The sequence below is a fragment of the Methylorubrum populi genome (assembly GCA_036946625.1).
GTDB lineage: Bacteria > Pseudomonadota > Alphaproteobacteria > Rhizobiales > Beijerinckiaceae > Methylobacterium > Methylobacterium populi_C.
This window is the reverse complement of sequence record JAQIIU010000002.1, coordinates 973,483-986,137: the sequence shown is the minus strand read 5'-3', so window position 1 is coordinate 986,137 and position 12,655 is coordinate 973,483. Positions and strand designations below refer to the sequence as shown.

Genomic DNA, 12,655 nt, shown 5'->3' with positions numbered 1-12,655 from the left:
CAGTGTTGTCGAGGCGGTGATGCAAAAGAGCCGACAACGGCCGCACCCCCTCGGGGGAGTGACCATGACCATATCGTCGATCCGTGGGGCTATCGCCTTCTTCGCCATCCTCGCCGCAAGCGCGGCACAGGCACAGACACCGGCCGAGACGCCTGCCCCCGGCAGCTTGCGGCCATCGGCGGAGCCGGCGCGGCTGCGTCCGGCCCCCCTGCGGCCATCCGTGGGTGCAAGGGCACCGAACCGCCAGTTCAGGCGCGGCGCCGCGCGCGCGGCCGAAGTTCGGGGCAACACCGCGAGGCCGCCGACCCTGCTGCCCGGAACGTTCGATCTCGGCAACGGCCTCACGTTCATCCTGAACTACACCAGCCAATCCGCGATCAATCCGATCGGCGGCATCCGCCAGGGAAGCGCGTATACCGGGCAGATCCTGTTCGGCATCGACGCCGATCTCGGCCGCCTGGCCGGCATCGAGGGCGGCTCGCTCCACACCCTCGTGACGCAGCGGCACGGCCGCAGCCTGTCGAACGATTTCATCGGCAACGACACCAGCGTGCAGGAAATCTACGGCGGCGGCCAGACCGCCCGCCTGACGCTGCTGAGCTACCAGCAGAAGCTGTTCGACGACCGGCTCGACATCGAGTTCGGCCGGCTCGGCGCCAACATCAACTTTCTGTCCTCGCCGATCTACTGCAACTTCCAGAACAACGCGACCTGCGGCAGCCCGGTCTTCGCCTTCAAGACCACCAACTTCACCTTCTGGCCGATCTCGACCTGGGGAGCGCATGCCAAGGCTTGGTTCACCGATCGCGTCTTCCTGCATGTCGGCGCCTACGAGGTGAACCCGCACACGCAGCGGCTGATCGACAACGGGATCGACTGGTCGACCCGCGGCGCCACCGGCGTGGTGATCCCGCTCGAACTCGGCTACTCGACCACGCTCGCCAACGATCCGCTGCCGCGCAACTACGGCCTCGGCGCCATCGTCGATCGGTCGGACTATGCCGACCCGGTGCTGAATGCCGCCGGGCGTCCGCTCGTCTTCAGCGGCGGCGATCCGCTGACCCGCTTCGGGCGATCCGCGATCTACGCCCGGTTCGACCAGATGGTCTGGCGGCCCGATCCGGCGGCTCCGCAGGGGCTGACGCTGTTCGGCGTGGCGATGAAGGCGACCGAAGGCCGGCAGACCCACGATTACTACCTGGAGGGCGGCGCGATCCTGACCGGCACCTTCGCGGGCCGGCCCTACGACACGGCGGGCTTCGTGATCTCGACCCAGAAGTTCTCCTCGGACGGTCTCGCCAACGTCCGGGCGGCGCGCGCCTCGCTCGGCCTCGATCCGCGCGATGTGGCGACCCAGCAGGTGATGCTGGAACTCAACTACGGCATCCAGATCACCCCGGCGGCCCGCCTGACGCCGAACCTTCAGTACATCATCAACCCCGACAACACCCGCTTCCCCTTCCGGACGAAGAACACGCCGGACGCCTTCGTCGGCGGCGCGAAGTTCTCGGTCGATCTCTTCACCCTCGCCGGCATGGCGAAGGGACCGGGCAGCCTCTAGCGCATCGTCCTGGGAATCGGCTCCAGGACGATGCTCTCGGTTCTTGCTTTTGCATCGTCCTCTTCCGAAAGCCGGAGACCCCCTTTCGGGACGATGCCCTGGATCGTGTTATGCACTTTGACCTGTTACCGTCAGAACAGCGAGATCAGGACGATCCCGGCCACCATCAGGGCCGCTCCGCCCAACCGCGATGCGCCGGCCCTCACCTGCTTCATGCCGACCCAGCCGAAATGGTCCAGCGCCACCGAGGTCAGGAGGTTGGCGGTGATCAGGAGCCCGTTGAAGGCGCCTGCGCCGACCTTGTCGACGAGGAGCAGGCCCGCGAACACCGCCACCGCACCGGCGAGGCCTGCGAGCGGCATCCACCAGCGCACCCCTTCGATGTCCGTGCGCTGCGGCAGCGGCTTCGGTCGCAGCAGGAAGACCAGCACGAAGACGAACACCACCGGCAGGAACGAGACCAGGGCCGCGAGCCACGGATTGACCAGGGCGCCGCGCAACTGCGCGTTCCACACCACGCCGATCGCCTGGAGCGCGCCGGCGACGACGATGAAGGGGTAGAGCAGGCGCGGGTTGAGGCCGTGGCCGGAATCCTTCGTCTCGCCGCCCGCATCCCCCTTGTCGGGCGTGACGCGGGCGATGAAGGTCACGCCGACCGCCATCAGCAGGCCGCCGAGCCAGGGCATCGGCTTGAAGCCGCCGCCCGGCAGGCCGAACAGGCCGAGGGAATCCATCGCCAGCGAGGTCAGGATGTTGGCGGTCAGCGTCAGGCCGTTGAACGGGCCGGCGCCGACCTTGTCGACGAAGGCGAGGCCGCCGAACACCGCGACCGCACCGGCCACGCCCCCGAGCGGCGCGTACCAGGGCATCTTCGCCAGCGTGTCGAGGCTCGGCAGGGGCGTCGGCATCACCAGGAACAGCGTCGCGAAGACGAAGACGATCGGCAGGAACGAGACGGCGGCCGCCAGGAACGGGTTGACCAGGCGCCCGCGCAGTTGCGCGTTCATGGAATTGCCGAGCGCCTGGAGCGCGCCGGCCACGATGATGAAGGGATAGAGCAGGGCGGCGGTCACGGGGGCGCGTCTCCGGATCGGGCGAGGTCGGGGATCAGACGAGGATCAGGGCGCCGAGCGCCAGGACGAGGGCCGGCGGCATCACGAGCAGCCCGAGCTTGAGGAAGCTCCAGGCGGACACGTCCTGGCCCTCGCGCCGGATCGCGGTGAGCCAGAGGATCGTGGCAAGCGAGCCCGTGACCGAGAGGTTGGGCCCGAGATCGACCCCGATCAGGATCGCGCCGGCGACTTTCTCCTGGGCATGGGCGGCCTGCACCGCCGCCCCGGCGAGCAGCCCCGCCGGCAGGTTGTTCACGAGGTTCGCACCGAACGCGACGAGGGCGCCCCCGGCCCAGGCGGTGGCGGCGGGATCGGCTTGCGCGGCGCGCTTCAGCAGGTCGGCGAGCATCCCCAGCACGCCGGTCTTCTCCAGGGCCTCGACCAGGACGAACAGCCCGGCGACCAGCGGCAGCACGCCCCAGGACACGTCCCTGACGACCTCCACGAGGCCGCCCCGGTTGATCAGGAGCACGACGAGCGTGGTGGCGAGGCCGGCGAGGAAGGTCGGCAGGCCGAGTTCGATCCCGGCGGCCGAGGCGCCGATCAGGGCCGCGCCGGTGGCGACGATGCCGAGGCCGGCGACCGTGCCGCCGAACCCGAGGCCGGGCGTCTCGACATCGGTCGCGACCGTCTCGCCCTTCAGCCGGCCGTTCTGGGTCAGGCGCAGGGCGACGTAGGTCGCGACGATGGCGAGCACGGAGGGCAGGGTGAAGGTCGCGAGCCATCGGCCCAGCGGCGGCATGTGCTCGGCGAAGACGACGAGATTGGCCGGGTTCGAGATCGGCAGGACGAAGCTCGCCGCGTTGGCGATGAAGGCGCAGACGAACAGGTAGGGCAGCGGCCGCTTCACCCCGGCGGCCCTCGTGGCGGCGAAGACGGCCGGCGTCAGCACGACCGCGCAGGCGTCGTTCGAGAGGAACACCGTCACCACCGTGCCGACGAGGTAGACGAGAAGAAACAGCCGCGTCGCCGAGCCCCGCGCGGCCCGCACCGCGTGGGCGGCGAGCCAGTCGAACAGACCCTCCTTCCGGGCGACCTCGGAGAGCAGCATCATGCCGACGAGGAACAGGTAGACATCGGTCCCCTTGGCCGCGCCCTCCAGCGCGACCGGCCAGGGCATCAGGCCGAGCACGACCAGGAGCACGGCGCCCAGGGCCGCCCAGATCGCCTCGGGCCAGGCGAAGGGGCGCAGGATCACGCCGAGGGTCGCCAGCGCGGCGATGCTCCAGGTCGCGACGTTCGGGGTCAGGGTGAACGCGCCCATCGGCGTCGAGTTTCCTTCTCTGGCTCCGGGAGGGTTACGAGTTCGGGTGCGCGGCGCGGCTCGCCATTGCCGGCCGTTCCGGTTCGGGCTGAGCCGGGTTTCGAGCAGACCCTTCTCCGGCACAGCCCCGACGGCGCCCGCATCGCTGCCGATCCCCTTCGCGATCGGGCGCAGCATGCCGTCGCGGCCCGGCAAGACGCGGCCCCCTCGTGGGCAGCCGCCGCTTAAGTTGTCTGCGATCATCACGTTCCGATCTAATTCATCACGAAGCCGCGATCGTTTCGGACCGATGGACGGCGCTGCCGCGACGTCGTCCGGGTTGCAGGCGGGCGTGACGGGAAGACTTGGCGCCGCAAGGGATCGACTTCACTATCCCGCCCTCGCGCCCCTCCGTCAGCCTGGAACAGGCCCGGTTCGGCCGCCGAGGGCGCGAGGGCGGGTTCAGAGGAGCGGTCGCTCGCGGATACGGCCGTCGAAATCGCCATGGAGCAGCCGCTCGCCGCCATCCGCCGCCTTGTCCGCGGCTTCCAGATGGCGCGGTTCGCGGCCGGTGACCCGGACGTCGCCGTCGCCGGCCGTCCTCGACGGCGGCGGTCAAGGCGGGCGGATCGGGGGCCTCGAGCCCAGGCCGACCCTACTAGGGAAACGTCCTTCGGGAGCGGCTCTAACGCGGGCCCGGCGGTCTGAAGCCGCTCCACCAAGCGCGTGCAGGGCCGAGCACATCCCCCTGTTCCGCCAGAGCCGCGGTGCGCTGCCGTTCACGCCAAGCGCGTGGCGAGGCGCCGAAGCGAGCGCGGAAGCTACGGCTGAGATGGGCCGCGCTTCGGATGCCGTGCACCTCGGCCAGGCGCGTCAGGCTTCGCGCCTCCAACGGATCAGCCAGTGCGTCGCGAAAGGCGAGAAAGCGCTGGTCCTGCACGTAGGCGCTGACCCCACCCACCGGAGCGAACAACCGGTAGAGGGTCGCCCGGGAGATCTTGAGTGCGGCCGCGATGTGTTCGGGCGCGAGATGCGGATCGCCGAGCCGGCTGAGGACGAAGCGTTCGGCGAGAGCAAACTGCCCGACATCGAGTTCCGGCCCCTCCAGCACGTCGCTCGCCTGCGACGGGTCGAGCAGGCGGCGCAGGAAGCCGATCAATTCGGTCTCGAGGGCCGGCACCGCTTCGGAGCGCGTGCGCGGCAGGCTCCGGTAGAGAAGATCGACGCGGGCTCCGAGGAGGCGGTTGCGGGCGGCGTCGAAGCGCACGGCCAGTGCGTCGGTATCGACGCCGGCGAAGAGATGGCGCGGCACGATCAGCCCCATCGTGTCGGCCGCGAGATTGCCGGCCAGCATCCGGCGCCGATTGGCCACCGCGACGGTGCCGGGCAGGAGCGAGGCGGTGCGGCCGGAGATGTTCCCGTGGTAGCTGCCGCTGCGGCAGAGCTGGAACGCGATGTGGTCGGGCGTCGCATCGGCGAGGCGGCGGTCCCGCGCGACGTACTGCGCGTGCCAGACGGTTCGGTTCGCCAGCAGCGAGCCCACCCGATAGACGGCGATACCGCCGCCCGGGGCTTGGCCGTTGGCGTTCCGTTCGGCCGGGTCGATGCTGTACATCAGCTTCATCAGCCGGCGCCACGTCTCGACGGCCTGCTCGGGCGGTTCGCCCGCCGTGCTGTAGCGCAGCACGGGAAGCGTTGGGGCCGGCTCGCAGGCGCACTGATCGACGGCAACACCCGGACCATGCCTGGACATGCCCGGGTTTCTCACTCCGGGGTTGCTCACTGCGGGCGCCATTCCGTCATCGGCCTGCTTCCGGGAAGACGACAGAGCGATATCGACGGATCGCGGGACCGAGGCACAGCCGACGAGGCCGGCCTGCCTTTGTCCATGAACCGACAGTCGGTCCGGCGGCCTCATCAGTCGCGAACACGCCCTGACTCATCACACGAAGCCCTTAGATTTGTCGAGCATCGCCGTTGCTGTGCTCTCGCCAAGCATCGCCGTGCGTTGAATTTAGGCGATCGCGCGACGGATGTGGGCCAAAGTGGTGCACAATGATTTGCCCAGGCGTCTCGACCCCCCGCCACCGGCTCCCTGCGCGCCATGCAGACATGCGGGGGCGACCATCGCTGCCGATTCCGGGTGACAGGCGCGCGGCGACGCCGAACTATGCCGTCTTGCGCCACACTTTCGCCGACGGTCACCTGATTCTGACGGAACGACAGCATGCTCGACACCGACATCCACGACCGGCTGCTGCGGACAGCCGCCACGATCTCGAAGCCGCTTCACGCCGCGATCGCCGCGGTCGGCTTCATCGAGATCGCGCCGCCGCTCCATGCCAGCGTCGCCGAGCGCCTCTTCGTCGAAGTCGTCAACCAGCAGCTCTCGACCAAAGCCGCCTTCTCGATCTGGAGCCGGATCGAGGCTGCGGCCGCAGCTCGGGTCGTGGCGCCGCGCGACCTGTTCGTGCCCGGTCACGAGGCGGTGCTGCGCGGCTGCGGTGTCTCGGCGAACAAGGTCAGGGCGCTGCACGCCATCCGTGACGCGGAAGCGTCCGGCCTGCTCGGGCCGGAACTGGCGCGGATGCCGCACGCGGAACGCTCCGCCGTCCTGTGCCGCATCCGCGGGGTCGGCCCCTGGACCGCGGACATGGCCGGCATCTTCCACTTCCTCGACCCGGACATCTGGCCCGCGGGCGATGTCGCCGCCGTCGGCGTCCTGCGCCGGCTGACGGACATCGAGGATACCATCACGGTCGCGGCGCGCTTCGCGCCCTACCGTTCGATCCTCGCCCGCTACATGTGGCGCAGCCGCGACACATCGGCCGCCGCCACCGCGGCAGCCTGAGGCTCGTCAGCGAGGGGCCGCCTCGAAGAAGGGCCGGAAGTTTTCCAGCCAGCCGCGCAGCCAGACTTCACAGGCCTGCTTGGCGGCATCCGCGTCCTGGGCGTGGCCCCAGATGTCCTCGGCGAGCGGGCTCCACCATGTCCAGAGACGGTTCGACCCGTCGTACTCGACGATGCCGACCTCGATCGCACCGACACGTCCGGAGAATCGCTGCAGCGGCACCTCGGAGAGGCCGCCTCGGGTCCAAGTGATCGTGCTCGTCGACATGGGCCGACAACGCGGGCCGCAGCCTTCGCGTTTCGCCTCTCATGTCCGCTGCCGCCCCCATCGCGCGAGAGCAGGGCTGCGAACGCGGATTCACGCTCCGACAGCCCCTCTCCGGTGCCTTACCGCCGCCGTCATTCCGGGGCCGCGCGGCGGAACCCGGAAATCCACCCGCGATGCGTCGCCGAAGCCCGGCGTCGCGGCCGGTCGTGGATGGCACGCCTCCGGCGCGCGCCCCTCGGGTTCGGGTTCGCTTGTCGGCGCCCCGGAATGACGAGCGTCCGATGCTGTGGCAAAGACGCCGCATCCGGGAAGCGCATCGCGTCAACCTGAGTTCGCAGCCCTGGCGCGAAAGCGAACCGGACTTGACGGGATCGAACAAGTCCGGCATGCGCGCGTTGTCTGCATCATCGTCGCCGTGCGACCGATGTGCGGCTCCACAGGAACCACCGACCCCCATGCCCGACGACAGTAGTCGATCGACCACGCCGTCTCTGGCCGCCCGCGTGATCCGCGCCTGATCGTCCGATCCGGCTCACTCGCGACCGGCCTTTGGCGGCTGGTCCGACAAGAGGTGAGCCATGTCTGACTCCAACGTCATTTCCCGGCGTGCCCGCTCCCGCGCGGCGAAGTCCGGTCGCAACGGCAGCGTCGTGCTCGTGGTGGCGCTGATGATGGCGCTCGTCTTCGTGCCCGTGCTGGCGATGCACGCCGCCGCACTCTCCGGCGCCGTGGCCGGCACGGACGAGGCACGTCCCGACGAGGTCGCCACCGCCGTGACCCACAAGAAGGTGCCCGGATAGGCGGACGGCGCGCTGCCGATTCCAGGCAAGAGGCCATCCGGCTTCGCCCGAACGAGGAAGCGCACCCCCTCCGTCCGAAGGTGCTCGGATTGCCGCGACTGCTCGGAGGCCGCGGCCAGCATCGGCGTGGCCGCGGCCCGTCTCCTCGTTTTTTCATGGCGTCCGGCCCTTCGCACGCCCGGCGGGCGCGGCGGGGCGGCTCTGCTTTCGCTCGCGACGTCCTTGGCTTAAGTCCGGCGCCGAGCCCTTCGGGGTTTTCCCATCCGACCCTCGCCCAGGCCTCGCGGACGCATGATTCGCCTCGACAAGATCGGCAAGCAGAACGGTCGACAGATCGTCTTCATCGAGGCCTCGGCCGCCCTGCAGAAGGGCGAGAAGGCCGGCCTCGTCGGCCCGAACGGCGCCGGCAAGACCACGTTGTTCCGGATGATGACCGGCCAGGAGCAGCCCGACGAGGGGCAGGTCTCGGCCGAGCGCGGCATCACCATCGGCTATTTCAGCCAGGATGTCGGCGAGATGGCCGGCCGCTCCGTCGTCGCCGAGGTGATGGACGGGGCCGGCCCGGTCAGCGCCGTCGCCGCCGCGTTGAAGGAACTGGAAGCGGCGCTCGCCGACCCGGACCGGGCCGACGAGATGGACGCGTTGGTCGAGCGCTACGGCGAGGTGCAGGCACGCTTCGAGGAACTCGACGGCTACGCCTTGGAGGGCCGCGCCTACGAGGTGCTGGCGGGTCTCGGCTTCTCCCAGGAGATGATGGACGGCGATGTCGGCCGCCTCTCGGGCGGCTGGAAGATGCGCGTGGCGCTCGCCCGCATCCTGCTGATGCGGCCCGACCTGATGCTGCTCGACGAGCCGAGCAACCACCTCGACCTCGAAAGCCTGATCTGGCTCGAATCCTTCCTGAAGGGCTACGACGGCGCGCTGCTGATGACCTCGCACGACCGCGAGTTCATGAACCGCATCGTCTCGAAGGTGATCGAGATCGATGGAGGCACGCTCACCACCTTCTCGGGCGATTACGCCTTCTACGAGCAGCAGCGGGCGCTGAACGAGGCCCAGCAGCAGGCGCAGTTCGAGCGCCAGCAGGCGATGCTGGCCAAGGAGATCAAGTTCATCGAGCGCTTCAAGGCGCGGGCGAGCCACGCCGCCCAGGTGCAGAGCCGGGTGAAGAAGCTCGACAAGATCGAGCGGGTCGAGCCGCCGCGGCGGCGCCAGACCGTCGCCTTCGAGTTCCAGCCCGCCCCGCGCTCCGGCGACGACGTCGCGATGCTGAAGGGCGTGCACAAGCGCTACGGCAGCCGTACCATCTACGAGGGGCTCGACTTCTCGATCCGGCGCAAGGAGCGCTGGTGCGTGATGGGCGTCAACGGCGCCGGCAAGTCGACGCTGCTCAAGCTCGTCACCGGCACGGCGCAACCCGATTCCGGCACGGTGACGGTCGGCGGCAGCGTCAAGCTCGGCTACTTCGCCCAGCACGCCATGGACCTGCTCGACGGCGACCTCACGGTGTTCGAGGATCTGGAGAGCAGCTTCCCGCAGGCCGGGCAGGGCTCGCTCCGGGCGCTCGCCGGCTGCTTCGGCTTCTCGGGCGACGACGTGGAGAAGCCCTGCCGGGTGCTCTCGGGCGGCGAGAAGGCCCGGCTGGTGATGGCCAAGATGCTGTACGACCCGCCGAACTTCCTCGTTCTCGACGAGCCGACCAACCACCTCGACATCGCCACCAAGGCGATGCTGATCGATGCGCTCGCCGGGTTCGAGGGGACGATGCTGTTCGTGAGCCACGACCGGCACTTCCTGGCGGCCCTGTCGAACCGGGTGCTCGAAGTGACGGGGGAAGGCATCCGCCAGTACGGCGGCGGCTACACCGAATACGTCGCGAGCACCGGTCAGGAGGCGCCGGGCCTCAGGAACTGAGCGGCGAGGGATCGGTGGCGAGGCCTTCGTAGCGGGCCGCCAGACCCGGCGGCGCGACCGTACGCCACGCCGTCAGCAGGGTGTGACGCAGGATGCCGTCCTCCGCCGCATGGAGATCGAGGCTGGTCCAGCCGCGGGTGCCCCAGGCACCCGGCACGGGCTCGAACGCGTCCGGCGCGGTCTCCATCCAATGCGCCCGCGCCTCCGGCGTCAGCCTGACGACGACGCGCTCCTCGTCAACCCAGAGTGTGGCGAAGACCCGCCCGCCGACCCGGAAGTCGGGGTGTCCCCGGTGGGCGCCCTCGACCGCCTCGGGCAGCATGAGCGCCAGGGCGCGCACGTCCTCAGGCAGGCAGGCCATCGTGGCGGCTCACGCCCGGCTCGTCGGCGGCTGCCATGCGGTGCCGGGATGCTCGCGCACGTCGCCGTTCTTCGTGCCGGTATCGCTGTCGCTCACCCACTCGCCGGGCTCGGCGATCTCGATCACCGCGTCCTCCGGGTAGGCCGCCTCGACGAACAGCCGCGCCTCGCCCTCGGCCGCGGCCCGCACAGTCACCAGCGGACGCTCGCCGCCCGCGCCGCGCACCCGCGCGATGAACAGCTTCGTCATGAACCGCTTCCTCTCGTCTCACGCTGCACAGATCCGGTCAACGCGCGCACGACGGAACGGATCATTGCGACGGCAACGGATGACGCTGCGTGTCGAACGCTTTTCGAGACGATGAAGCGGAGAGAAGATCCCCTCGGCCGACGCGTGCAGAAGGGTGGCGCGCCGCGCCGGACGATAATGAGAATTACGTCTACGCTATAGCCCTCTCGTAGGCGTAGTTCGAATCCCTCGTGCTCCGCCACTTCAGTACCCGACCGGGCACGCCGATAGCCGCCGATTTCCCTCCTTGCGCCGCGACCAGCGTCCTGAGCAGGTCGCTCTTCGATCCCATGATGCGAACCTCGTCGTCGCCGACCTCGACGCGCTGGGCGAGCGCACGCAAGTGATCCCGCCGATAGCCGCCCCCGTCGATCCGCAGCCGCTCGCGCGCTGCCTCTGACAGCCGCCCGACCATCTCCGGGGTGATCGCCCGCTCGCCGGTGCTCTCCAGCATCGCCTGCGCCCGGTCGACGTCGACGTGCGACTGGTCGCGGATGACCTTGAGGCCGGCGATGCGCTCCTTCAGCGCCGGGTCGTCGAGGTCGGCGACGCCCGCCTCGATCGCATCGTAGAGGCGCTTGAGGCGCAGCTCAGACTCGGCAGCGCGGCGGTTCAGCTCGGCGATATGGACGCGGCGGCGCTCGGACTGTTCCTCGCGACGGCCGAGGATGGTCTCCAGCAGCTCCTCCAGCCGATCGGGGTCGAGCAGGCGGTCCTCGATGTGGCGGGCGACGAGGCCGTCGAGCTTTTCCATCGGGATCGCGCGGCCCTTGCAGCCGGTCTCGCCCTGCCGCGCCTTGATAGAGCAAGCGTAGTAGCGGTAGCGCCCGCCCTTGCCGGTGCGGATGGTCATGGCACCCCCGCAATTGCCGCAGAAGCAGATGCCGGTGAGCAGCGTCGGGCCGATGACGACGCGGTGCGGCAGCGCGGTCTTCTGGTTGCGCGCCTTCATCAGCGCCTGCACCGCGTCGAAGGTGGCGCGCTCGATCAGCGGCGGAATCGCCACCGTCACGACTTCGGCGTCGGGCTTCTTCTCCTTGGTCTTGGAGCGGCGGTTGAACTCGTGCTCGCCGATATAGGTGCGCCGCGTCAGGATGCGGTGGACCTGGCCGATGCCCCAGCGACCGCCGTCGCGGGTGAAGATGCCGCGGGCGTTGAGGTGCTTGACGATCGCCTTCACGCCCATCTGGCTGTGATCGGCCTCGGCACCGAGCGCGAGCCGGTAGATCAGGCGGATCGTGTCGGCGTGGAGCGGGTCGATCTCCAGCTTCTTCTTGGTTTTGGCGCCGCGCTGCTCGGCCGCGACCGTGCGGTAGCCGATCGGCGGCAGCGAGCCGTTCCAGAAGCCCTGTCGGGCATTCTCCTTCAGCGCGCGCAGGACGTGCTTGGCGTTCTCCTTCGACTGGTATTCATCGAACAGCGCCATGATCTGCCGCATCATGACGTGCATCGGGTCGTCACCCATCTCCTGCGTGATCGAGACGAGGCGGACGCCGTTCTTCGCCAGCTTCCTGACATAGAACTCCAGTTCGAAGTGATCGCGGAAGAAGCGGCTGAACGAGTGGACCACGACCACGTCGAACGGCGCGGGCTTCGAGGTGCCGGCCTCGATCATTCGTTGGAACTCGGGCCGGCGGTCGTTGGTGGCGGAGGCGCCGGCCTCGACGAAGGTGTCGACCAGCCGGTAGCCGCGCGAGGTGCAATACGCCTCCCCCTGCCGCTTCTGGTCGGGGATCGAGACATCGTGCTCGGCCTGCCGCACGGTAGAGACGCGCAGGTACAGCGCGGCGCGCTGGGCGATGACGGGCGTCTCGGCGTTCACGGCCGTTCTCCTTGCTTGTCGGATGTCGGGATCAGTTCCAGCGCCAGCACGACCCGGTCGGGGATGACCTTGGGCGCGAGCTTGCGCCCGCTGCGCTCCATGCGGACGATGCCGTGGGCGATCATGGCTTTCAGCGTGCGAGAGAGGTTGGGCTTGGCACGGCCGGTCAGTGCGACCAGCGCATCGAGCGAGTCCGGCTCGCGCTCGGCGATGAGGCGGAGCATGTCGCGGTTGGCGGCGGAGAGGATGCGGGCGAAGGACTCGGTCGAGCCGAACCAGACCGCCGGTTCGCCGGGAGCCGGCTGCTCCTCGCCTCGCATGATGCGCCTGGCGCGGACCTTCATTTCGTCGGTGTCGGCGATGCCGATCGTCAGCGTTGTCACGGCGCGCATGTCTCCTGTCCTGGCAGCCGCCGGGCCGGGCGCGAACGTCAGGC

At 69.4% G+C, this 12,655-nt stretch carries 12 protein-coding genes; 4 read left to right on the top strand and 8 right to left on the bottom strand.

Going from position 1 to position 12,655, the window contains the following annotated elements; genetic code table 11:
• Positions 1-64 precede the first annotated feature (64 nt).
• Positions 65-1,561, top strand: a complete 1,497-nt coding sequence (locus tag PGN25_06690; GenBank protein MEH3117288.1) for a carbohydrate porin — start codon at positions 65-67, stop codon at positions 1,559-1,561.
• Between the two features lie 131 nt (positions 1,562-1,692).
• On the opposite strand, the gene PGN25_06685 is transcribed toward PGN25_06690, so the two are convergent.
• From PGN25_06685 to PGN25_06675, 3 genes are all read right to left on the bottom strand, one after another.
• On the bottom strand, positions 1,693-2,634 hold the full coding sequence (locus tag PGN25_06685) for a DMT family transporter (protein MEH3117287.1): 942 nt from the start codon (positions 2,632-2,634) through the stop codon (positions 1,693-1,695).
• Positions 2,635-2,668: 34 nt separating this feature from the next.
• Positions 2,669-3,937, bottom strand: a complete 1,269-nt coding sequence (locus PGN25_06680; GenBank protein MEH3117286.1) for an arsenic transporter — start codon at positions 3,935-3,937, stop codon at positions 2,669-2,671.
• A 664-nt stretch (positions 3,938-4,601) separates the two neighbouring features.
• Complete coding sequence (locus PGN25_06675) at positions 4,602-5,711, bottom strand: helix-turn-helix domain-containing protein (GenBank protein MEH3117285.1); 1,110 nt, start codon at positions 5,709-5,711, stop codon at positions 4,602-4,604.
• 432 nt (positions 5,712-6,143) lie between these two features.
• Here PGN25_06675 and PGN25_06670 point away from each other — a divergent pair, with 432 nt between their 5' ends.
• On the top strand, positions 6,144-6,767 hold the full coding sequence (locus PGN25_06670) for a DNA-3-methyladenine glycosylase 2 family protein (protein MEH3117284.1): 624 nt from the start codon (positions 6,144-6,146) through the stop codon (positions 6,765-6,767).
• 6 nt (positions 6,768-6,773) lie between these two features.
• Here PGN25_06670 and PGN25_06665 read toward each other — a convergent pair whose 3' ends face one another.
• Positions 6,774-7,034, bottom strand: a complete 261-nt coding sequence (locus PGN25_06665; protein MEH3117283.1) for a hypothetical protein — start codon at positions 7,032-7,034, stop codon at positions 6,774-6,776.
• Positions 7,035-7,612: 578 nt separating this feature from the next.
• Here PGN25_06665 and PGN25_06660 point away from each other — a divergent pair.
• Positions 7,613-7,834: a hypothetical protein gene (locus PGN25_06660; protein ID MEH3117282.1), complete on the top strand. Its 222-nt coding sequence runs from the start codon at positions 7,613-7,615 to the stop codon at positions 7,832-7,834.
• Between the two features lie 291 nt (positions 7,835-8,125).
• Positions 8,126-9,748 carry an ABC-F family ATP-binding cassette domain-containing protein gene (locus PGN25_06655; protein ID MEH3117281.1) on the top strand — a complete coding sequence of 541 codons (1,623 nt, stop codon included), beginning with the start codon at positions 8,126-8,128 and terminating at the stop codon, positions 9,746-9,748.
• Here PGN25_06655 and PGN25_06650 read toward each other — a convergent pair.
• From PGN25_06650 to PGN25_06635, 4 genes are all read right to left on the bottom strand, one after another.
• Entirely contained in the window at positions 9,738-10,109 is a 372-nt protein-coding gene (locus tag PGN25_06650; GenBank protein MEH3117280.1) for an MmcQ/YjbR family DNA-binding protein, read from the bottom strand. The two genes, PGN25_06655 and PGN25_06650, sit on opposite strands and share 11 nt — an antisense overlap.
• A 9-nt stretch (positions 10,110-10,118) precedes the next feature.
• The gene (locus tag PGN25_06645; GenBank protein ID MEH3117279.1) at positions 10,119-10,358 is read right to left on the bottom strand and encodes a hypothetical protein; all 240 of its coding nucleotides are present in this window, start codon (positions 10,356-10,358) and stop codon (positions 10,119-10,121) included.
• Positions 10,359-10,548: 190 nt separating this feature from the next.
• Positions 10,549-12,219: a recombinase family protein gene (locus PGN25_06640; protein MEH3117278.1), complete on the bottom strand. Its 1,671-nt coding sequence runs from the start codon at positions 12,217-12,219 to the stop codon at positions 10,549-10,551.
• Positions 12,216-12,602, bottom strand: coding sequence for a MarR family transcriptional regulator (locus tag PGN25_06635; GenBank protein MEH3117277.1), 387 nt, complete (start codon positions 12,600-12,602; stop codon positions 12,216-12,218). Before PGN25_06635 ends, PGN25_06640 begins: the two co-directional genes overlap by 4 nt.
• Positions 12,603-12,655 lie beyond the last annotated feature (53 nt).

What these genes read in the sequence shown, in the direction of transcription:
- PGN25_06690 (MEH3117288.1), top strand. Translation starts at nt 65, where the DNA reads ATGACCATATCGTCGATCCGTGGGGCTATCGCCTTCTTCGCCATCCTC.
- PGN25_06680 (MEH3117286.1), bottom strand. Translation starts at nt 3,937, where the DNA reads ATGGGCGCGTTCACCCTGACCCCGAACGTCGCGACCTGGAGCATCGCC.
- PGN25_06675 (MEH3117285.1), bottom strand. Translation starts at nt 5,711, where the DNA reads ATGGCGCCCGCAGTGAGCAACCCCGGAGTGAGAAACCCGGGCATGTCC.
- PGN25_06670 (MEH3117284.1), top strand. Translation starts at nt 6,144, where the DNA reads ATGCTCGACACCGACATCCACGACCGGCTGCTGCGGACAGCCGCCACG.
- PGN25_06665 (MEH3117283.1), bottom strand. Translation starts at nt 7,034, where the DNA reads ATGTCGACGAGCACGATCACTTGGACCCGAGGCGGCCTCTCCGAGGTG.
- PGN25_06660 (MEH3117282.1), top strand. Translation starts at nt 7,613, where the DNA reads ATGTCTGACTCCAACGTCATTTCCCGGCGTGCCCGCTCCCGCGCGGCG.
- PGN25_06655 (MEH3117281.1), top strand. Translation starts at nt 8,126, where the DNA reads ATGATTCGCCTCGACAAGATCGGCAAGCAGAACGGTCGACAGATCGTC.
- PGN25_06650 (MEH3117280.1), bottom strand. Translation starts at nt 10,109, where the DNA reads ATGGCCTGCCTGCCTGAGGACGTGCGCGCCCTGGCGCTCATGCTGCCC.
- PGN25_06645 (MEH3117279.1), bottom strand. Translation starts at nt 10,358, where the DNA reads ATGACGAAGCTGTTCATCGCGCGGGTGCGCGGCGCGGGCGGCGAGCGT.